This is a genomic window from Halorubrum sp. Atlit-26R (assembly GCF_003666015.1).
GTDB lineage: Archaea > Halobacteriota > Halobacteria > Halobacteriales > Haloferacaceae > Halorubrum.
Map to the genome: position 1 here is coordinate 78,866 of NZ_QPLT01000006.1, position 20,672 is coordinate 99,537.

Consider the following 20,672-nt stretch of genomic DNA (forward strand, 5'->3'; position numbering starts at 1 on the left):
AAACCGACCTTCACCTTCATTTTCAATGACCAACACTACGACCGAACAGCCGGCAGAGCTGCGTACGCGCTCCGTCGTCGGGCTCGGCGTCTGCGTCGCGACCGCGCTCGTCGGAATCTTCCTGATCCCGACGCTACAGGAGCCGAGCGGCGGGCTCAACGTACGGTTCTGGACGATGGCGGCGCTGGAGCTGCTCGCCATGGGCGGCGTCGTCTACTTCGTCTTGAACCTCCACGAGGAGCCGAGTTAGGACGGCTCGGCGTCGCCGCGCCCGTCGCGGGTCGACGGCGACGTCTCGGCGAGCGCGCGCTCGAAGTGGTCGCGCCCGACGCTCGGGTCGACCGGTGGGCCGTCGTCGACGATCGCGTCCTCGATCGCGAGCAGCCCCGCCTCGCGGACCAGCGCCGCGAGGTCGCCGCCGCTGTACCCGGCGGTGCGGTCGGCGAGGGCGTCGAGGTCGACCCCGGACGCGACCGGCATCTCCCGGGCGTGAATCTCCAGGATCTCGCGGCGCGCCTCGCGGTCGGGGAGCGGCGTCTCGACCGGCTTCTCGATCCGGCCCGGCCGGAGCAGCGCCTCGTCGATGGCGTCCGGGCGGTTCGTCGCCGCGATGACGGCGACGTCCGTCAGCGGCTCCAGTCCGTCGAGTTCTGTCAGCAGCTGCGACACCACGCGCTCGCCGGCGCCCGTGTCGTCGCCGCTGCGTCTCGGGGAGACGGCGTCGACCTCGTCGAAGAATATCACCGCCGGCGCGTTCTCGCGCGCCGTGGCGAACAGGTCGCGGACGGCCTTCTCCGACTCGCCGACGTACTTGTCGAGCAGCTCGGGCCCGTTCACCGGGATGAAGTTCGCGTCGCTGAGCGTCGCCGCGGCGCGCGCGAGCAGCGTCTTCCCGGTCCCGGGGGGCCCGTACAGCAGCACGCCGGAGGGCGGGTCGATCCCCATCTCCGCGAAGCGGTCGGCGTACTCCAAGGGCCAGTACACCGCGCGCACCAGCTCCCGCTTTGCGTCGTCGAGCCCGCCGACCTCGTCCCAGCCGACCGCGGGGAACTCGACGGTGACCTCGCGGAGCCCGGTCGGCTCGACCTCGTCGAGCGCGGCCTCGAAGTCGGCCATCCGGATCGCGGTCCGGCCGTCCCGGCGGACTGCCCGCTCCAACGCCGCGTCCGCGAGGACGGCCAGATCGGCGAACACGTAGCCGTTGAGCCGGGCGGCGACCGACTCGAAGTCGACGTCCATCGCGAGGGGCGCGCCCTCGCAGAGCGCCTCGAGCGCGGCCGCGCGCTCCGCGGTCGTCAGGGGCTCGACCTCGATCTCGCGGTCGAACCGGCCGCCGCGGCGCAGCGCCGACGGTACCTCGCTCGGGTCGGTCGTCGCGCCGATCACGACCGTCCGGTCGCCCGCGCGGAGCTCGTCGACGGTCGACCGGAAGCGGTCCGCCAGCGCGGAGCCGCCGTCGTCGGCCCCGAGCGCCTCGAGGTCGTCGAGGAGGACCACGGTCGGCTCGCCCCCCGAGACGGCCTCGACGACGCGGTCGAGCCGGTCCGATCGGTCGCTCGCCCGCTCGCCTCGGAGCCGCGCCGCGGAGGCCCGGACGAGCGCCGCGTCGGTCGCGGCCGCGACGGCCTCGACGAGCGTCGTCTTCCCCGACCCGCGCGGGCCGTGGAGGAGCAGCCCCAACGTCGCGGACCCCGCGGACTCGAACGTCTCGGCCGCGTCGAACCGGGTCGCGACCGCGTCGCGGAGGCGCTCGAACGTCGCCGTCGGGACGAAGCCGTCGCCGCCGCCGGTCCCGCCGGGGCGCTCGGCCTCGACCGCCCGCGTCCCGTCGTCGGCCGCGACGGTGATCTCGGTCTCGTCGCCGACGACCGCCGGCGAGGAGGGGGCCACGTCCCGCACGTCGAACCGGAGCGTGAGCGCGCCGCCGAGGCGCGTGACCTCGACCTCGTCGCCGACGGCGACCGCGCGCCGATCGAGCCGGCGGCGGATCGCGTCCTCGCTCCGCTCCAAGTCGACCGACTGGCGGAGCCGCAGCGTGACCGACGAGGCGACCGGGAGGTCCGACGCCGCCACGGTGGCGGCCTCGCCCGGCTCGACCCCGGCCGTCCGCCGGAGCCGCTCGGGGAGGAAAACGGCCCGGGCCTCGCCGTCGACCGCGACGACCGGGGCGGCGACGCGCCGCGCGCCTTCGACGGTCACCGAATCGCCGAGGCCGATCCCGAGGTCGGCGAGGACGGCCTCGGGGAGCCCCACGCGGTCGCCGGGAACCGACGTGGGGGGCTCCCGGACGGGGACGCGCACGCTCATGTTTCGTGGGCCCGCTCGCGGGACGGCTCCTCGGCGGCGATAGTCGACACCATGCGTCTATCTCACGCCAAGCGACCTCAAAGTACCCGGGCCTAACTGGACAGTCGCGCCCCGACGGCCCCCGCGGTCGGCCGGTCGGGCGCCGACGTTCCGGACTCTCGGAACGTAGGCAACCGTTAACCCGTCTGGGTGCGAACGGATGCCCATGGCGAACGCTCGAGCGCTCCTCGTCCACCCGGAGGAGGGGAGCGATCGGATCGAGACGGCGCTCGGGGGCGCCGGGTTCGACGTGACCCGCACGGACACCGCGGCGTCCGCGGTCGCGAAGGCGACGACCGGGGAGTACGACTGCGTCGTCAGCGAGTACGCGCTGGCCGGCGACGACGGGGTCGACCTCGCGACCGCGATCAAGGAGTCCGACGCCGGCGTGCCCATCGTGATGTTCACGGAGACGGACGAGGAGGGCGTGCCGGAGGCCGCCTTCGAGAACGGCGTCGACAGGTTCCTCCAGAAGAACGGGTCGGCGTCGATCGATAAGCTCGTCTCCGACGTCTCGACGGTCTGTTCGGGAGTCCCGACCTCTGAGCCGCGACGGGACATCTCCGACCACGAGCCGTCCGCGTCGGAGGTGACGCGCGCCGTCGAGGACGCGCCGATCGGGATCAGCATCAGCGACCCGGACCTCCCGGACTACCCCCTCGTGTACGTCAACGACGCCTGGGAGGAGCACACCGGCTACCCGGTCGAGGAGGCGCTCGGCCGCAACCCGCGGTTCCTCCAGGGGCCGGGGACGGACCCGGAGACCGTCGAGGAGATCGGGGACGCGATCGCGAACGAGGAGGAGGCGACCGTCGAGATACGGAACTACCGGCGCGACGGTACGCCCTTCTGGAACGAGCTGACGGTCGCGCCGATATACGACGAGGACGGCGACCTGGCCCACTACGTCGGCTTCCAGAACGACATCAGCGACCGAAAGGAGGCGGAGCGGCTCGCCGAGGAGCGCGCCGAGAAGCTCGCGACCGAGCGGCGCTCGCTCGACAGGGTCCTCGGTCGGGTGAACGGGCTCTTCAGCGACATCAGTCGCATCCTCGTCGAGAACCGGGACCCGAACGCCATCCCCGAGCGCGTCTGCGAGGTCGTCGCCGGCGAGCCGGGGTACGCCGGCGGTTGGATCGGCGAGGTGTCGTCGGCGACCGGTCGCCTCGAGATCCGCGCGGCGAGCGGCGTGTCGGTCGACGTCGGCGCGTCGTTCGACGTCGACGAGACGCCGACCGAGGTCCGGGAGGCGATCGAGACCGAGGAGCTCCGCAGCGGCTCGATAGAGGGCGCGGCCGACGGACCGCTCGAACCGGCGGCCGTCGGCGGGCGGCGGCTCCTCGTCGTCCCGCTCACGTACGGGGAGCGACGGTACGGCCTGTTGGGGATCTACGGCAGCGGGGCTGACGTCCTCGACCGCCGGGAGCGACGGGTGTGCGAGTCCGTCGGGAAGATGATCGCGAACGGACTCCACTCCATCGAGACGGCGGAGATGCTCACGACCGACCGCGTCGTGGAGCTCGTGGTCGAGATCCGAGACTCGACGGGACCGCTCGCGCGGCTCGCCGACGCGGTCGGCGGGGAGGTGGAACACCTCGGGACGACGCGGCTCGACGACGACGCCTGCGAGCTGTACTTCCGCGCCGACGGGGAGGACACGGACCTCGACGAGCTCGCCGCCCTCCCGCTGGTCGAGTCGATGCGGACGGTCTCGGAGACGAACGACGGCGTCAGCTTCGGCGTCACCGTCACCGAGTCACCGCCGCTCACGCAGCTGGCCGACCACGGCAGCGTCGTCGCCGAGGCGACCGCCACGCCGGAGGGAGCGACCCTGACGATCGAGGCGCCGCCCGAGCACGACGTCCGGTCGATCCTCGACGTGTTCCGCGGCGAGTACGAGGGCGTCGAGCTCCGGTCGCGCGTCGAGCGCGAGAGCCGCGACCGCACCGTCGCGGAGTTCGCGGCCGCGGTCGACGAGCGGCTCACCGAGCGCCAGCGCGCCGCCCTGAAGACCGCCGAGCTGAACGGCTACTTCGAGTGGCCGCGACCGGTCGACGGCTCGGAGATCGCCGAGCAGATGGGGATCACCCGGCAGACGTTCCACCAGCACCTCCGCGCGGCCGAGCGGAAGCTGGTCGAGGCGTACGTCGACCCGCGACCGAGCGAATGAGCGGGGAGCCGACCGCCGAGCGCGGTGGACCATGAGCGACGAGCGATCGGACCCGTTCGCCGCGAGCGACGCCGTCGTGGTCGCGGCCGATCCGGAGACGGTGTTCGCGTTCCTCGACGACCCCGAGAACCACGCGGCGATCACGCCCGGGCTCACGGACGTTCGAGACGTCGAACCGCTGGCGAACGGCGGGAAGCGGCTCTCGTACACCTACCGGATGGCCGGGATCGGGATCGACGGCGAGATCGTCCAGACCGTCCACGAGCCGCCCGAGCGCCACGCCTTCGAGCTCCGCGGCCGCCTCACCGGCACCATCGACCTCCGGCTCGCCCCCGCCGACGGCGGGACGGAGCTGACGTACGCCGCGACGTACGACCTGCCGGAGAACGCGCTCACGAGGGTCGGCGCGCCCGTGATCCGTCGGTTCAACGAGCGGCAGCTCCGGGCGGCGCTGGAGAACGTCGCCGCGGAGTTCGACGCGCACGGGTGAGGCTGTTCGACAGATCGGTCAGCAGGGGTCGCCAGCGCGGCGAGCCGACCGGGAGACGGCGGACCGATTCGGGGGGCGGCGGGCGAACTATTAAGCGTTTGATGGCCTAAACGAGGGGCATGGATCCGATCACCCTCCAAGCCGGACTCGGTCTCGGGCTCGTGAGCGTCGGCCTGCTCGCGCTCCTGCTCGTGGTCGTCACGCTCTGGCAGTCGTTCGAGATCGTCGACGCCTACGAGAAGAAGACGCTCACCGTCTTCGGCGAGTACCGCAAGCTGCTCGAACCGGGTATCAACCTCATCCCGCCGTTCGTCTCCCGCACGTACCCGTTCGACATGCGGACCCAGACGCTGGACGTCCCCCGACAAGAGGCTATCACGCGGGACAACTCCCCGGTGACCGCCGACGCGGTCGTCTACATCAAGGTGATGGACGCGAAGAAGGCGTTCTTAGAGGTCGACGACTACAAGAAGGCCGTCTCGAACCTCGCGCAGACGACCCTCCGGGCCGTCCTCGGCGACATGGAGCTCGACGACACGCTGAACAAGCGCCAGGAGATCAACGCGAAGATCCGAAAGGAGCTCGACGAGCCGACCGACGAGTGGGGGATCCGCGTCGAGAGCGTGGAGGTCCGCGAGGTCAACCCCTCGAAGGACGTCCAGCAGGCGATGGAGCAGCAGACCTCCGCCGAGCGCCGCCGGCGCGCGATGATCCTCGAAGCGCAGGGGGAACGCCGCTCCGCCGTCGAGCAGGCCGAGGGTGACAAGCAGTCCAACATCATCCGCGCGCAGGGGGAAAAGCAGTCCCAGATCCTCGAGGCGCAGGGGGACGCGATTTCGACGGTCCTCCGCGCCCGCTCGGCCGAGTCGATGGGCGAGCGCGCCATCATCGAACGCGGCATGGAGACCCTCGAAGAGATCGGCAAAGGCGAGTCCACGACGTTCGTCCTCCCGCAGGAGCTCACGAGTCTGGTCGGCCGCTACGGCAAGGCGCTCTCCGGCTCCGACGTCCAGGAAATGGAGGGGCTCGACGGGAAGGAGTTCGACGACGACACCCGGAAGATGCTCGGGCTCGACGACATCGACGAGATCCTCGGCCAGATCGAGGAGTCCGCGGAGATGAACGTCGAGGAGCTCGAGAAGGAGGCCGAGGCGGTGAAGGCGGGCGACGCCGGCGCGAGCATCAGGTCCGCCGACGAGGTCATCCAGGAGATGGACGACGAGGAGGCGCCCGCGGAAGTCGAGAAGGAGGAGTAGCTCGGCGCGAAGCGCGGCCGTAGCCGCATTCTCCGACGCGATTCGGCCGCGAGCGAAGTGCTTTTGTCGAGGCGCCGACTAATACGGCCGTGACAGAGGGGTTCGACGGCCGAAAGCGGGAGACGCTCCGGCGGTTCGCAGCGGTCGGAGCCGCCGCGCCGTTCGTCGGGACCGCGAGCGCCGACGACGGGACCGACGAGAACGAGACGCGGGAGGCGATCCGCGGCTACGTGCCGACGACCCCCGGCGCGCACTTCTCGAAGCTCCGCGACGACCTCCGCCTCGGGACCGGCGAGGCGCAGTACCACCTCCGGAAGCTGGAGGAGGCGGGCGCGATCGAGTCGGTGAAGGACGCCGACTACCGGCGCTTCTTCCCCGCCGGCCGGTTCGACGCGACCGACAAGCGGGCGCTCGGCTACCTCCGTCGGGAGACGCCGCGCGGGATGGTCCTCGCGCTGCTGCGTGACCCCGACGCGACCGGCGCCGACCTCGCGAACGCGCTCGGCGTCTCCCGGCCGACGATAAGCGCCGCGGCCGCCGACCTCGAAGCCGCCGGCCTCCTCGACCGGACCGACGGCTACGCGCTGACCGAGCCGGAGCGGCTGCTCACGCTCGTCGTCCGCTACGCCGACTCCTTCGACGCCGAGGCCGTCGCGTTCGCCGACGAGGCGGCGTCGCTGGTCGCGTACGATCCCTGACTCGACTCAGAGCGCGACGGCGACCGTCAGCCCGTGACCATCCACGTCGTCCCCGACGAGTAGCCCCACTTCTCGACGTCGACATCGGTGGCCGCGTCGGCGACGGCGCTCATGTTCGCGCCGACCTCCTTCGCCGAGAGCCCGAGGTCGTCGGCGATCAGCCGCGACTTGAAGTAGGTGCGGTCGGCCGCGTTCTCGCGGAGGTAGCGGAGGATTCGCGCCTGTTTCGCGGAGAGGCCGGCCGAGTCGGCCGCGACCGCGTCCTGTTCTGCGACCGTGTCCGATTGGACCGTGCTCATACCCACACCAGGTCGGTGACCAGCATAAGGGAGTTGGTAAGTCCGGTTAACACGCCGCAGTCGTGCGGTTTTGTGCGGCAGGAGGGGCGAGAGAGACGGCCAGTCGCCGCGTTTGGGTACGGCCTTCGAACCGGATCGGCGGCCCGGCGGCGAGGGCGCGCCGAGGTCAGTACAGCCCGGAGACGAACGGGCCGAGCGCGCCGCTCACCCCGGCGGCGAGCGCCTCGGCGCGGTCGACGCGGCTGTTCGTGAGCGCGCCGGCCGCGCCGCCGCGCGTCGCGACGCCGTCGGTGTCGAGGAGGTCGTCCATCACCGGTCCCAGTTCCTCCCCGTCGTCGATCCGGGCGGCGACGTCGGCCGGGAGCGCGAGGCTCGGGCCGGCGGCGCGGCCGACGCGGTCGCCGTCCGTTACGGCCGCCCACATGATCAGGTAGCGGTCGTCGCTCCCGTCGAACCCCGCGACGCCGCCCTCGACGCCGACGCCGAGGTCGTACGTCGCCCCGTCGTCCGGCGCGCCGGCGCCGCCTCTCGGGCCCGCGTCGAGGACGGCCGCGGCCCGGTTCTCCGCGCCCGAAATCGTCTCCGCGTGGCCCGTCGGCTGTTCGCTCACGCCGGAGTCGACGGGGACCGACTCGATCGCGACGCCGGTCGGGTCGCTCGGGAGGTCGTCGTCCGCCGCCGCTCCGAGGGCCAGTTCGACCGCGCGCCGCTTCACCGGGTTGCCGCTGCCGACGCCGACTCGCAGGGTCGTCATGTCCGGTCGTCGGCGTCGGCGACTGAAAACGCGTCGGGATGGAGCAGGCGCGCCAGCCGCTCGACCCCGTCGAGGAGCGCGGGGCTCGGCTGATTGAGGAGGGAGTCGTCGATCACGGTCACGGGGGCGTCGACGGCCCAGTCGCGCTCGGCGACCGTCGCGGGGTCGACCCGGTCGCCGTGTCCGCAGACGTGGACGACGACGCGGTCGGGATCGGCGCGCTCGACCGCGGCGGGGTCGACCTCGCGGGAGCGCTCGCCGGGGTCGACGAACGGGTAGCGCCCGCCCGCCGCGCGGACGGCGTCGGGGACCCAGTTGCCGGCCGCCATCGGCGGGTCGGACCACTCCTCGCAGTAGACCGTCGGGCGCGGGCGGTCGGCGACGGCGTCGGCGATCCGGTCGAGCCGGTCGCGCGCGTCGGCCGCGAGCCGCTCGCCCGCGTCCGGGCGGCCGACGTCGGCCCCGCGGGCCGCGAACCCCTCGAGGGCCTCGTCCAGCGTCGACGGCTCGCGGTGCGCGACGTCGAGGCCGCGCTCCCGGCAGTCGTCGGCGAGGTCGGCCTGGAGCCCGTCGCTCGTGAGGACGACGTCGGGGTCGAGGTCGGCGACGCGGTCGAGGTCGGGGTTCAGCCAGCCCCCGACGGCGGTCGGGGGCTCCTCGCCGTTCGCGGGCCCGGCGTCGGGGTCGTCGGCGAGGTCGCAGTGGGCGGTGACGCCGACGAGGCGGTCGGCCGCGCCGAGCGCGGCGACCGTCGCGGTCGCGCTCGGCGCGAGGGAGACGACGCGGGGCGCGGACATTGGAACCGATCCGGCCGCGACCGTGTCAACGGTTTCGGTCGCGTCGCCGCCGATCTGGAGATCGGCGAAAACACGTGATAGATCGTGTCCTTTCGTCGGGATTCGAGCGACACGTTCCGGTCGTTTTAAGTTGTGTTCCGCCGACGGTAAGGTAAGATCGCTCCCGGGCAGTTTCAGTTTCCGGGGGCAACCGAGCTATGAGTGAACGACTACACACACGGGGGAGTCGCTCCCGAACGGAGACGAACGAGGAGGAATCGGAGAGCACCGACGAGACGCTCAGCTGCCCGGAGTGCGGCGGGCACGTCATCAACGACGAGGAGCACGGCGAGACGGTCTGTAGCGACTGCGGGCTCGTCGTCGAGGCGGACTCGGTCGACCGCGGGCCGGAGTGGCGCGCGTTCGACTCCCGCGAGAAGGACGAGAAGAGTCGGGTCGGCGCCCCGACCACGAACACGATGCACGACAAGGGGCTCTCGACGAACATCGACTGGCGCGACAAGGACGCGTACGGCCGGTCGCTCGGCGCGCGCCAGCGCCAGAAGATGCAGCGCCTCCGCAAGTGGAACGAGCGGTTCCGCACCCGCGACTCGAAGGAGCGCAACCTGAAGCAGGCGCTCGGCGAGATCGACCGCATGGCCTCGGCGCAGGGCCTCCCGGACAACGTCCGCGAGACCGCCTCCGTCATCTACCGCCGCGCGCTCGACGAGGACCTGCTCCCCGGTCGCTCCATCGAGGGCGTCTCCACCTCCTGCGTGTACGCCGCCGCGCGGATGGCGGGCGTCCCGCGCAGCCTCGACGAGATCGCCGACGTGTCGCGCGTCGAGAAGGCCGAGATCGCGCGGACGTACCGCTACGTCGTCCGCGAGCTCAAGCTCGAAGTGAAGCCGGCCGACCCCGAGCAGTACGTCCCCCGGTTCGCCTCCGACCTCGAACTCAGCGAGGAGTCCGAGATGCGCGCGAAGAGCCTCCTCCGCAACGCGAAGGAGAAGGGCGTCCACTCCGGCAAGTCGCCGGTGGGCCTCGCCGCGGCCGCCGTCTACGCCGCCGCGCTCCTCACCAACGAGAAGACGACGCAGGCCGCGGTCTCGGAGGTCGCCGACATCTCCGAAGTCACCATCCGGAACCGGTACCACGAGCTGTTGGAGGCCGAGGACGGCCTCGTCGCCTGAGCCGGCGAACTTTTCTCGAACCCGTCTCGACGTCGCGGACCGTCTTGACCCGATCAGCTAAGTCCCCGCCCGCGGAAGCCTCGCGTATGTTCGAGGAGTTCGTCCTCGCCGCGAGCACGGCCGACCTCACGGAGGAGCCGCGCGCCCGCGAGGACGCCGACGCCGTGGAGTTCCGGATGGACCTCGCGAGCGACCCGCTCGACCAGCTGGCGGGCTACGACGGCGAGCTCCCGCTCGTCGTCACGAACCGGGCGTCGTGGGAGGGCGGCGAGGCCGAGGGGCTCGGGCGATACGACGCGCTCTCGACGGCGATCGGCCACGACGCCGTCGCCGCGGTCGACGTCGAGCTCGCCGCGCTGCGCGGGACGCGCCCGGACCCGGCCCAGGCGTCGCACGCGACCGCGCTGCGCGACGCCGCGCGCGAGGCGGGCGTCGACGTGATCGCCTCGGTCCACGACTTCGAGTCGACGCCCGAACCCGCCGCGCTCGTCGACCTGCTGGCCGACGCCGCGGGCGAGGGCGACGTGGGGAAGCTGGCGACGACCGCGACCGCGCCGGCCGACGCGCTCGCGATGATCGAGGCGACCCACGAGGCGACCGCGGCGGGCCACCGCGTCGCGACGATGTGTATGGGCGAGCCGGGCCGTCACACCCGAGCCGTGACCCCGGTCTACGGCTCGAAGATCGGCTACGCGCCCGTCGACCCCGCGAACGCGACCGCGCCGGGCCAGTACCCGCTCGCGACGCTCAGGGAGCTGGTCGACGGGCTGAGAGAGCGCGGAGCGGACGAGGACTATTTATAAGTGATTAACCACGCCTGCGGCGACTATTTATAAATAAATACGGTGCGGTGGCGCGTGCCTCCGAGTGGCCGCCGAAGGCGGCCGCGAGGAGCACGCGCGAGGGAGTCAGTCGCCGGAGCGAAGCGGAGGCGACTGACGAGGCTGGGGAGGCGTGAGGCGCGGTGCGGTCGCGGTCGGGTGGGACTCAAAGGGGCAGCCGCGAGGACGAAGCACGCCGACGTAAGCACTGGAAGGAGCGAGCAACGCGAGCGACTAAAGCGCGCAACGAGGCGCGCGAGTCGTCGCGGCTGGGGCTTTGGCGGTGTTCGCCGCCGATCCGCCAGCATCCATTTATAAGCGAGCGGCTGGGGCTTTGGCGGTGTTCGCCGCCGATCCGCCAGCATCCATTTATAAGCGAGCGGCTGGGGCTTTGGCGGTGTTCGCCGCCGATCCGCCAGCATCCATTTATAAGCGAGCGGCTGGGGCTTTGGCGGTGTTCGCCGCCGATCCGCCAGCATCCATTTATAAGCGAGCGGCTGGGGCTTTGGAAGTATTCTCAGCGACACCATCAAATACGATTTATAAGCCGTCATCAGGACCGACGACGGGCACATCATAAACCACGTATAGAGCCAAACCGCTTTACGACCGCCCCCGTAACACACGGCAATGGCGACGTGCGACGTGTGTGGGGAGTACGAGAATCTCCCGTACCAGTGTAAGCGGTGCGGCCAGACGTTCTGTGCCGAACACCGGCTGCCCGAGAACCACGACTGCCCGGGCCTCGCCGAGTGGGACGACCCCGGCGGCGTCTTCGACAGCGGCTTCGACGAGAGCGTCGAGGGCGGGTCGGGGGGCGGCCGCTCCGGTGGCGACGCGTCCGCGGGGGTCGTCGACCGCGTCAAGCGGCGGGTCGACCGCGAGACCAGCACGGGCGGCCTGATCAGCTACTTCCGAGGGAACGCGACGTACGCGATCCTCCTCGCGATCTGGGTCACGTTCCTCGCGCAGCTGGTCGTGTTCTGGGGCGTGAGCCCGGCGCTCCACGACCAGCTGTTCGTGCTCCGGGCGGACGGACTCGGTCGAGTCTGGACGTGGGTAACGTCCGTGCTCTCTCACTCGCCGGCCAGCCTCTACCACATCATCGGTAACAGCGTCGTGCTGTTCTTCTTCGGCCCGCTCGTCGAGCGCGCCGTGGGGTCGAAGCGCTTCGCCGCGTTCTTCTTCCTGTCGGGGATGATCGCGGGGCTCGGCCACATCCTGTTCGCGCTCGGTATGGGCGCCACGTCGACCGGCGTGTTGGGCGCCAGCGGCGCCGGCTTCGCGATCTTAGGCGTTCTGACCGTCTGGCGACCGAACATGCAGGTCCTCCTCTTCTTCGTCATTCCGATGAAGATCAAGTACCTCACGTGGGGGATCGCGATCGTCTCCGCGGTCCTCGTCGTCCAGAGCGTCCAGGTCGGCGGGGCGGGCAGCGCGGGCAACATCGCGCACCTCGCCCACCTGATCGGGTTCGCCATCGGGCTCGCGTTCGGCAAGCGCAACGAGGGGCTCGCGCGCTCCGCGGGCGGCATGGGCGGCGTCTCGATGGGCGGCGCTCGCGGCCCGCGCGGTCCCGGCGGTCCGGGCGGTCCCGGCGGGCGGTTCTGATGGACCTCGCGCGGCCCGACCTCCGGCCCGATCCGTCGCTGTCGCGCGACGAGATGGAGGCCCTCCAGCGCGATATCGCGGCGGCCGCGGCGTTCGACGACGACCACGCGCTCGACCCGTCGGCGATGGGGGTCGAGGAGGCGACCTCGCTCGCGGACGGCCTCCCGCCGGCGCGCGACGGCGCGCAGGAGCGGCTGGGAACCGGCGACGAGGAGGGAAAGGTCGCCGACACGACGCCCGATCCCGACGCCCCCACCGTCGTCGGCGTCGATCAGGCGTTCCTCACCGACCGCGGGGAGGACCATCCCGACGCCGCCGTCTCCGCCGCGGTCGCGTTCCGCGGCGGGAGCGTGGTCGAGTACGCGAGCGCGACGACGCCGCTGTCGATACCCTACATTCCCGGGCTGCTCGCGTTTCGAGAGGGCGAGCCGATACTGGCCGCGCTCGACGCGCTCGACGCCGACCCCGACCTGCTGATCTGCGACGGCTCCGGGCGGATCCACTTCCGGGAGGCCGGGCTCGCCACCCACGTCGGCGTCCTTCGCGACGTGCCGAGCGTCGGCGTCGCCAAGAGCCTCCTCTGTGGCGAGCCCGACGAGTCGACCGCGGAGCGCCCCGAGGGCTGGCGGACGCCGGTCCGCGCCGACGACGCGGTGACGACCGCCGAGCCGGGGACCGTCATCGGCCACGCGTTCCAGTCGCGCCAGTACCCGAACAGCAGGCGGGTGAACCCGCTGTACGTGAGCCCGGGACACCGCGTGTCGGCGGAGAGCGCGGTCGAGTTCGTCGCGGCGCTTTGCGCGGGGTACAAGCTCCCCGAGCCGACGCGGCTCGCGGACGCCCACGCCGAGCGAGTGAAGCGGGACGCGGACTGAGACGCGGACGGCGATGCGGCGTCGGCGCGGACGGCGATGCGGCGTCGGCGCGGACGGCGATGCGGCGTCGGCGCGGCGTCGATTCCGTGCCACTAGTTGCCACGGACAGGCGGTTTTTAGACGATCGCCCGCGAACGCGAACGCATGGGAGACGACGACGCGGAGAGTCCGATGTCCGCCGAGGAGTTCCGGTCGCTGACCGACGGGTTGGTGCGACAGAGTTCGGGCGGCGGGACGACCGTCTACAAGAACGCGGCGGGCGTCGGCTGTCCGAACCCCGACTGCGACCGCGGCGTGTTCCAGACGCTGTTCGTCAGCGACCACGGCTGGCAGCAGATCGGCGCGACCCGCGACGGGATCGACCTCTGTCTGGTGAACACGGAGTCGAAGCGGCTCGTCTTCATCCACGACGAGTAGGCTGGTCGCCCCCCGGAGACGAACGCGTCGACGGGGTCCCGGCAACCCCGCTTCTCAGTCCCCGGCGACCCCGCTTCTCAGTCGTCGTCCGCGGCGGACCCGGCGTCGGGCTCGGCCGCGCAGCGGTTCGGTCCGAGTTCGAGTTCGATCGCCGCGGTCTCGTCGGCCGGCGACTCGACGCCGCGGTTGGCCGCGATCACCGACTCGTAGTTCGGCGGTTTCTCCGGGAGCGTCCGGGTGATCCGGTCGACGAAGTCGTCCGCGTCGAGGTCGAGGACGTCGATCTCGCGGCGCGCGTCCCCGACCGTCGTGAACACGGGCTCTCCGGGCTCAACGTCGCCGGTCGTCCCGTCGTTCGCGACCGCGAAGTGCCCGGGGCAGACGACGACGTCGTCCGGCTGCGCGAGTAAGGTCCCGTGGAGCGAGTCGTACAGCCGGCGGGCGGCGCCCGCGGCGCCCTCGTCGGCGGCGTCGCGGTCAACTTCGCCGTTGTCTCCGTCTCCGTCCCCGCCAGCCGAGAACTGGAGCTCCGTCCGCCCGACGCTGTCGGTGAACAGCGTGTCGCCCGTGAGGACCGCCGCGTCGCCGACGAGGTAGCTCGCGCCGTCGTCGGTGTGGCCGGGCGTCGCGAGCGCCTTCAGGTCGATCCCGCCGACGTCGAGCGTCTCGTTCCGGTCGATCGGCTCGAACGAGTACGCCACGTCGCGCGCGGCGGCCGCGGCGGGGAGGAAGTACGGGACGCCCAGCTCGTCCGCGAGCGCGCGGCCGCCCGAGAGGTGGTCGGCGTGGACGTGCGTGTCGAGGACGGCCGCGATCGACGCGTCGCGCTCGGCGGTCGCCTCGATCCACTCGTCGCCGTGTCTGGAGGCGTCGATAGCGACGGCGACGCGGTCGGAGCCGTCGGACGCCGCGGGGACGTGGTCCGCCGTGCCCGCCTCGCGTCCGCCGACTACGAGGTATCCCAGACACCCCTTCGCGCGGCGTTGGACCTGGACGACGTCGAGCGGCGGGGCGTCGGCGGGCGCGTCGGGGAGCGGGACGGGGGTTCGGTCGTACACCGCGGACCAGCCGCGCATGCCGTCCGCGACGACGGTCACGTCGTCGTACCCTGCCGCGTCGAGTTCGGCGGCGAAGTCGTCCGAGGCCTTCCCCTTCGCGCACAGCGTGATCACGGTGTCGTCGGGCGAGAGGCCGGTCTCGCGCTCGAAGTCGTCGACGTCGAACTCGTGAAACGGCTTGTAGAAGTAGTGGACGGCGTCCGCCACGCGCCACCCCGCGAAGCTCTCTTCGGGCCGCGTGTCGACCACGGTGAAATCCCGATCGCCGCGCCGCCGCGCGTCAATTCTGTCCCGAAACTCGTCGGCGGAGATCGTCTCGACCATACTCGTCTCTCGGTCCGCGCGATCAAAAACGCTCGGTGGGCGGGAAGTACGAGGGAATCGGCAGCGGCGAGATCAACGCTGCGTGCTGGGACTCACCGGCGGTTTGTTTATAAGTGAACAACGGCGCTGCGGCGAATTCCTCCGGGTCCCCGGCCGCTCACTTATAAATAGTCGACTACGGATCGACGACGGACACCGCCAAAGCCACAGCTGCTCGCTTATAAATAGATGCTGGCAGATCGACGACGAACACCTCCAAAGCCCCAGCCGCGAGGCGGCCGTACGCTCGCTGCGCTCCTCGCTCAGTCACTCCGTTCCTTCGCTGCGGTGCTTGCGTCGCCTACGGCCGCCTCGCGGCTGCCCCTTTGAGTCCCGCCCCGCACGGCACCGCAGCCTCACGCCTCCCCAACCTCGTCGGCGGTCCTCCGCTTCGCTCCGGACCGCCGACTCCCTCGCGCGTGCGACTCGCGCCCTCCGGGCGCTCGTCGGCACGCGCCACCGCAACCGCAACAGATGCGGAATCCGTCGCGACCGCGATGGGTAGCTTTTATTCGGAGCGCCCGGCGAGCGGGCGTATGGTCGAGGCGTTCGCGGTCGCCAGCGGGAAGGGCGGCACGGGGAAGACGACGAGCACGCTCGCGCTCGGGATGGCGCTCGCGGCCGACCACGACGTGACCGTCGTGGACGCCGACACCGGCATGGCGAACCTCCTCTTCCACGCCGGGCTCGACGACGCGGCGGTCACCCTCCACGACCTGCTCGTAGAGGGCACCGCGACGGACGTGAGCGAGGCCGTCTACGAGCGGTTCGGGCTCTCCGTCGTCCCCTGCGGCACCTCGCTGGCCGGCTTCGAGGCCGCGGAACCGGAGCGCCTCCGCGACGTGGTGGCCGAGCTCGCGCGCGACACCGACGTGCTCCTGCTCGACTCGCCCGCGGCGCTGGGGTCGAAGTCAGCCGTGCTGCCGGTCGTGCTCGCGGACCGCGTCGTGGTCGTCGTCGAGCCGACGATCCCCGCGCTCTCGGACGGGCTAAAGGTCCAGGAGTACGCGCGGTCGTACGGCACGGAGACCGCCGGCGTCCTGTTCAACAAGGTCCGGGACGAGGCCGACGACGTCGCCGCGCAGGCGGAGCGCCACTTCGGCGGCCCCGTCCTCGCGAGCGTCCCCGAGAGCGACGACGTCCGGGCGGCGCGCCGAGCGGGGAAACCCCTCCTCGCGCACGCGCCGGAGAGCGAGGCCGCCGCGCGCTACCGGCGGGCCGCCGACCGGCTCGACGTGCGCGACGGCGACGGCGACGCGGTGGCGGACCGGTTCCGCAGCGCGGTCGTCCCCGACACGCCATGAGCGGGAGCCAAGACGGCGACGGCTCGGACGACGACCGCTCGGACGGCGACGGCTCGGAGTCGGCCACGCTCACCATCCCGCGGGGGACGCTCCTGCGCTCGCGCGTGGTCTCCGACGTGGGGACGACGCTCTCGCGCGCGCTCGACCGCGAGCTCACCGGCTACGCGACCCTCGTTCCCCAAGAGACGCTGCTCCTGTCCGGCGAGGCCCGCGGCGTCATCACGTTCGACGGCGGCGTCCCCGTGCTGGCGTACAACACCGTGACGGACAGCGGCGGCCCGGACGCGCTCGCGGAGCTGGCGGTGCCCGGTCCCTACCGCGTCGAGCTGTACGCCGTCGACGAGAGCGGGCTGGCCGCGGCCCACGAGGAGGAGGCGCTACGCGTCGCGCCCGACGCGGCCGCGACCGAGCTGGCCGACGACGCCGACCTCGCCGACCGGACCCGCGACGCGGCGCCCGACGAGCGGCTTCAGGCGGGCGACGACGAGGACGACGCCGTCGCCGCCTTCCTCGCCGACGACGACCGGATCGACGCGATCCGCGAGCAGGCGCGGTCGGAGGCCCGCGACCGCGCCGCCGAGTGGGGGCTCGACGACGCGCTCGACGATCCGGAGGAAATGGCGGAAAGCGACGCCCTCGACGATCCGGGTGGGGTGGGAGTGAGCGACGCCGGGGGCGTGACCGAGCGCGACGCCGGCGGCTCCGTCGACGGCTGACCGACCGAACGGTTATCTCGACGCGGCCCCTCAGATCGGTATCACCGTCCTCCGACTCCTGCGGCTGACGACGCCCGCCGACTTCGCGGCCTGGTACGCCGCCGGCCGCGCGTACACGACCGGCGTCGCCGAGGGGATGGGCTTTTCCGGCGTCGACGAGCTCGACGCCGACCGGACCGCGCGTCGGCTCCGAACGGCCCCCGCCGAGCTGACGCCCGCCGAGGCGCGCTCGGTCGCGGCGACGCTGCTCGCGGACGGCGCGTTCTCGGAGCCGTACTGCGAGTGGCTGCCGACCTGGTACGAGCTCGCGCTGATCGCGCCCGTCAGGTACGCCGACTGGCGCCTGCGGCGGGTCGCCGGCGCGGTCGCCGACGAGGCGGGCGTGACCGCGACCGCCCCGCGGTTCTCGCGCCCGACCGACGTGCGGATCGACGGCGCGGCGGCGCTTTCGCGGGTCTCCGGCTTCCGCGAGCGGTTCCTCCTCGCGGACTCGCTGCTCCACTTAGAGTGGTTCGACCACGTCGCCGCCGCCGACGGGATCGAGGTGCCCGAGGGCCTCGTCGCGCGGACCCGCGAGGAGTCGCTGTCCTACTACGGCGGCGAGCGCGACCGCCTCTCGCCCGACGTCCGGCGGTTCCAGCGTCACCTGTTCGCCGACGACCGCTGGGTCCGCCGGGTCGACGAGGCGTACGACCTCGACAGCGCCCTGTTCGGGCTCTGGGAGCGGCTGCTCCGGGACGAGCGGCGGCGGCTCGGCAGCGACTGATCGGGGGCGAATGCTCGGAGGCATCTGATCGGCGGCGACGGTCGACGGAGTCGCGGTTCGAGTCGACCGAGTTGGGATGTTACAGCTTCCGTAACAAGTTACGGGAGCTAATCGCGAAACGGGAGATAAGTATAGGCGCATCCCTCCATTACTGCGTTGTACGAACCACGTTTCGGTTCGCTGTCCCCGACCTTCGGCCCTCGTTTTCGCTCGCGGTCGCAGGGTTCCCGACCCGGTACCCCTCACCTCGTTCGATTTCCGTCTGCCACGGAGGAACACAACTCGGCGGCGAGTAATCTTTTATTCAGCGCTACGGCTGCCGGAAGCTTCATACGTCGGCTCGCGGATCCTCCGGGTACACGAATGGCAGTACTCTTGCTGGAGGACGTCGACGCCGACGACGTCGGGACCGTCGGCGGAAAGGCCGCGTCGCTCGGCGAACTCATCGGTGCGGGGCTCCCGGTGCCGCCGGGGTTCGCCGTCACCGCGGGGACGTACCGGACGTTCATCGAGGAGGCCGGGATCGACGACGAGCTGTTCGAGGCGGTCGACGTCGACCCCGAGGACTCCGCGGCGCTCCGCGAGGCCGAGTCGACCGCCGAGCGGCTGATCCTCGACACCCCGTTCCCCGAAGAAGTACGTGAGGAGATCGTAGAGCAGTACCGGGCGATGGCCGAGGACGGCGAGGAGGCGTTCGTCGCGGTGCGCTCCTCGGCCACGGCCGAGGACCTCCCCGACTCGTCGTTCGCCGGCCAGCAGGAGACGTTCCTCAACGTCCGCGAGGACGACCTCCTCCGGCGCGTGAAGGAGTGCTGGGCCTCGCTTTTCACCCAGCGCGCGATCTACTACCGACAGCAGCGGGGGTTCCCGCACAGCGAGGTCGACATCGCGGTCGTCGTCCAGCGGATGGTCGACGCAGACAAGTCCGGCGTGATGTTCACCAGCCACCCCTCGACGGGCGAGCCGCAGGTCACCATCGAGGCCGCGTGGGGGCTCGGCGAGGCGGTCGTCTCCGGCACCGTCTCCCCCGACAACTACGTGTACGACCGCGAGCGCGGCGAAGTCGACGAGGTCACCGTCGCGGACAAGAAGGTCGAGATGGTGAAAGACGAGGAGACCGGCGAGACGGTCCAGCTCGACGTGGAGGAGGAGCGCCGGCACGAGCGGGTCCTCTCGGACGCGGATATCGGCGACCTCGTCGAGCTCGGCGAGCGCGTGGAGGACCACTACGGGTCGCCACAGGACGTCGAGTGGGCGATCTACGACGGCGAGATATACATGCTCCAGTCGCGCCCGATCACCACGATCCGGGAGGACGCCGGCGACGAGGAGGACGCGGACGCGGGCGAAACCGACGGCGAGACGCCGAGAAAGTCCACCGTCGGGGACGCGACGTCTGGCCAGCCCGGCGCGGCCAACGGCGGATCCGCCGGCTCGGACGCGGACGTCCTCGTCGACGGGCTCGGCGCGAGCCCGGGGATCGTCTCCGGCGCCGTCCGGATCGTCCACAAGCTCGACCACCTCGATCAGGTCCAGGAGGGCGACGTGATGGTGACGGAGATGACGATGCCCGACATGGTCCCGGCGATGAAACGCGCCGCCGGCATCGTCACCGACGAGGGCGGGATGACGAGCCACGCGGCGATCATCTCCCGCGAGCTCGGCGTCCCCGCGGTCGTCGGCACCGGCAACGGGACCCGCGTCCTCGAGGACGGCCAGCAGGTCACCCTCGACGGCGACAAGGGGACGATCCGGGCGGGCGAGTCCGAATCGGCCGAGTCCGGCGAGGAGTTCGAGCCGGTGGAGGCCGCGCGCCCGGAGACCCCCGTCAAGCCGATGACGGCGACGGAGGTGAAGGTGAACGTCTCGATCCCGGAGGCGGCCGAGCGCGCCGCGGCGACTGGCGCCGACGGCGTCGGCCTGCTCCGGATCGAACACATGGTCCTGTCGCTCGGGAAGACCCCGGAGAAGTACATCAACGACCACGGCGCCCGCGCGTATCAGGACGAGCTGATCGAGGGCGTCCGGCGCGTCGCCGACGAGTTCTACCCCCGACCGGTCCGCGTCCGGACCATCGACGCGCCGACCGACGAGTTCCGCGAGTTGGAGGGCGGCGAGGGCGAGCCCGCCGAGCACAACCCGATGCTCGGCTGGCGCGGGATCCGCCGGAGCCTCGACAAGCCCGAGCCGTTCCGGCAGGAGCTGGCCGCGTTCGCGCGGCTCTACGACATGGGGTACGACAACCTGGAAGTGATGTTCCCGCTCGTCAACGACGCGGCCGACGTCGAGGGGATCACGGGGCACATGCGCGAGGCCGGGATCGACCCCGAGACGCACCGCTGGGGCGTGATGATCGAGACGCCCGCCAGCGCGCTCCAGATCGAGGAGCTCGCCCAGGCGGGGATCGACTTCGCCTCCTTCGGCACCAACGACCTCACGCAGTACACGCTCGCGGTCGACCGCAACAACGAGCACGTCGCCGACCGGTTCGACGAGCTCCACCCGGCCGTGCTGCGGCTCATCGGCGACACGATCGAGACGTGCCGCGAGCTCGGCGTCGACACCAGCATCTGCGGGCAGGCCGGCTCGAAGCCGGAGATGGTCGAGTTCCTCGTCGAGAAGGGGGTCTCCTCCATCTCCGCGAACATCGACGCGGTCCGCGACGTCCAACACGAGGTGAAGCGGACCGAGCAGCGCCTGCTGCTGGATTCGGTCCGCTGAGGCGGCCCGGAGCGGCTTTTCTCTGCCGAATCCCAGAG

General features: G+C 71.6%; 19 protein-coding genes. 14 read left to right on the forward strand and 5 right to left on the reverse strand.

All coding sequences use genetic code 11. The features are described 5' to 3' along the window. Window positions 1-25 precede the first annotated feature (25 nt). Entirely contained in the window at window positions 26-250 is a 225-nt protein-coding gene (locus DVK07_RS08395) for a hypothetical protein (RefSeq protein ID WP_121596629.1), read from the forward strand. On the opposite strand, the gene DVK07_RS08400 is transcribed toward DVK07_RS08395, so the two are convergent. Further along, window positions 247-2,307 carry an AAA family ATPase gene (locus DVK07_RS08400; RefSeq protein WP_121596630.1) on the reverse strand — a complete coding sequence of 687 codons (2,061 nt, stop codon included), beginning with the start codon at window positions 2,305-2,307 and terminating at the stop codon, window positions 247-249. The two genes, DVK07_RS08395 and DVK07_RS08400, sit on opposite strands and share 4 nt — an antisense overlap. Before the next feature lie 205 nt (window positions 2,308-2,512). On the opposite strand from DVK07_RS08400, the gene DVK07_RS08405 reads away from it, so the two are divergent. From DVK07_RS08405 to DVK07_RS08420, 4 genes are all read left to right on the forward strand, one after another. Continuing rightward, window positions 2,513-4,516, forward strand: coding sequence for a bacterio-opsin activator domain-containing protein (locus DVK07_RS08405; protein ID WP_121596631.1), 2,004 nt, complete (start codon window positions 2,513-2,515; stop codon window positions 4,514-4,516). A gap of 31 nt (window positions 4,517-4,547) precedes the next feature. After that, entirely contained in the window at window positions 4,548-5,006 is a 459-nt protein-coding gene (locus DVK07_RS08410; RefSeq protein ID WP_121596632.1) for an SRPBCC family protein, read from the forward strand. Window positions 5,007-5,125: 119 nt separating this feature from the next. Further along, window positions 5,126-6,262 carry an SPFH domain-containing protein gene (locus tag DVK07_RS08415; protein WP_004596483.1) on the forward strand — a complete coding sequence of 379 codons (1,137 nt, stop codon included), beginning with the start codon at window positions 5,126-5,128 and terminating at the stop codon, window positions 6,260-6,262. 89 nt (window positions 6,263-6,351) lie between these two features. Beyond that, a complete protein-coding gene (locus DVK07_RS08420) occupies window positions 6,352-6,960 on the forward strand; it encodes a MarR family transcriptional regulator (RefSeq protein WP_121596633.1) in 609 nt (202 codons plus the stop codon). A gap of 26 nt (window positions 6,961-6,986) precedes the next feature. Here DVK07_RS08420 and DVK07_RS08425 read toward each other — a convergent pair whose 3' ends face one another. The 3 genes from DVK07_RS08425 to DVK07_RS08435 form a co-directional block, all read right to left on the reverse strand. After that, window positions 6,987-7,259 carry a hypothetical protein gene (locus DVK07_RS08425; protein ID WP_121596634.1) on the reverse strand — a complete coding sequence of 91 codons (273 nt, stop codon included), beginning with the start codon at window positions 7,257-7,259 and terminating at the stop codon, window positions 6,987-6,989. A 166-nt stretch (window positions 7,260-7,425) separates the two neighbouring features. After that, window positions 7,426-8,013 (reverse strand): DUF84 family protein, encoded by a 588-nt coding sequence (locus DVK07_RS08430; RefSeq protein ID WP_121596635.1) that lies wholly within the window; start codon window positions 8,011-8,013, stop codon window positions 7,426-7,428. Next, entirely contained in the window at window positions 8,010-8,810 is an 801-nt protein-coding gene (locus tag DVK07_RS08435) for a cobalamin-binding protein (RefSeq protein ID WP_121596636.1), read from the reverse strand. Before DVK07_RS08435 ends, DVK07_RS08430 begins: the two co-directional genes overlap by 4 nt. A 197-nt stretch (window positions 8,811-9,007) precedes the next feature. On the opposite strand from DVK07_RS08435, the gene DVK07_RS08440 reads away from it, so the two are divergent. From DVK07_RS08440 to DVK07_RS08465, 5 genes are all read left to right on the forward strand, one after another. After that, complete coding sequence (locus tag DVK07_RS08440; protein ID WP_004596489.1) at window positions 9,008-9,982, forward strand: transcription initiation factor IIB family protein; 975 nt, start codon at window positions 9,008-9,010, stop codon at window positions 9,980-9,982. Between the two features lie 86 nt (window positions 9,983-10,068). Next, entirely contained in the window at window positions 10,069-10,785 is a 717-nt protein-coding gene (locus tag DVK07_RS08445; protein WP_121596637.1) for a type I 3-dehydroquinate dehydratase, read from the forward strand. Between the two features lie 648 nt (window positions 10,786-11,433). Then, window positions 11,434-12,414, forward strand: coding sequence for a rhomboid family intramembrane serine protease (locus DVK07_RS08455; RefSeq protein ID WP_121596638.1), 981 nt, complete (start codon window positions 11,434-11,436; stop codon window positions 12,412-12,414). Continuing rightward, entirely contained in the window at window positions 12,414-13,289 is an 876-nt protein-coding gene (locus DVK07_RS08460) for an endonuclease V (RefSeq protein WP_121596639.1), read from the forward strand. The genes DVK07_RS08455 and DVK07_RS08460 overlap by 1 nt, the downstream gene beginning before the upstream one ends. Window positions 13,290-13,433: 144 nt before the next feature. Beyond that, entirely contained in the window at window positions 13,434-13,706 is a 273-nt protein-coding gene (locus DVK07_RS08465; RefSeq protein WP_004596496.1) for a hypothetical protein, read from the forward strand. A gap of 77 nt (window positions 13,707-13,783) precedes the next feature. Here DVK07_RS08465 and DVK07_RS08470 read toward each other — a convergent pair whose 3' ends face one another. Continuing rightward, on the reverse strand, window positions 13,784-15,088 hold the full coding sequence (locus tag DVK07_RS08470) for a rhodanese-like domain-containing protein (RefSeq protein ID WP_121596640.1): 1,305 nt from the start codon (window positions 15,086-15,088) through the stop codon (window positions 13,784-13,786). Between the two features lie 575 nt (window positions 15,089-15,663). On the opposite strand from DVK07_RS08470, the gene DVK07_RS08475 reads away from it, so the two are divergent. From DVK07_RS08475 to ppsA, 4 genes are all read left to right on the forward strand, one after another. Next, window positions 15,664-16,431, forward strand: a complete 768-nt coding sequence (locus DVK07_RS08475; RefSeq protein WP_121596641.1) for an AAA family ATPase — start codon at window positions 15,664-15,666, stop codon at window positions 16,429-16,431. Further along, window positions 16,428-17,147 carry a hypothetical protein gene (locus DVK07_RS08480; RefSeq protein WP_121596642.1) on the forward strand — a complete coding sequence of 240 codons (720 nt, stop codon included), beginning with the start codon at window positions 16,428-16,430 and terminating at the stop codon, window positions 17,145-17,147. The genes DVK07_RS08475 and DVK07_RS08480 overlap by 4 nt, the downstream gene beginning before the upstream one ends. Window positions 17,148-17,283: 136 nt before the next feature. Beyond that, window positions 17,284-17,913: a hypothetical protein gene (locus DVK07_RS08485; protein WP_121596643.1), complete on the forward strand. Its 630-nt coding sequence runs from the start codon at window positions 17,284-17,286 to the stop codon at window positions 17,911-17,913. 363 nt (window positions 17,914-18,276) lie between these two features. After that, window positions 18,277-20,634, forward strand: coding sequence for a phosphoenolpyruvate synthase (gene ppsA / locus DVK07_RS08490; protein WP_121596644.1), 2,358 nt, complete (start codon window positions 18,277-18,279; stop codon window positions 20,632-20,634). Window positions 20,635-20,672: the final 38 nt, after the last annotated feature.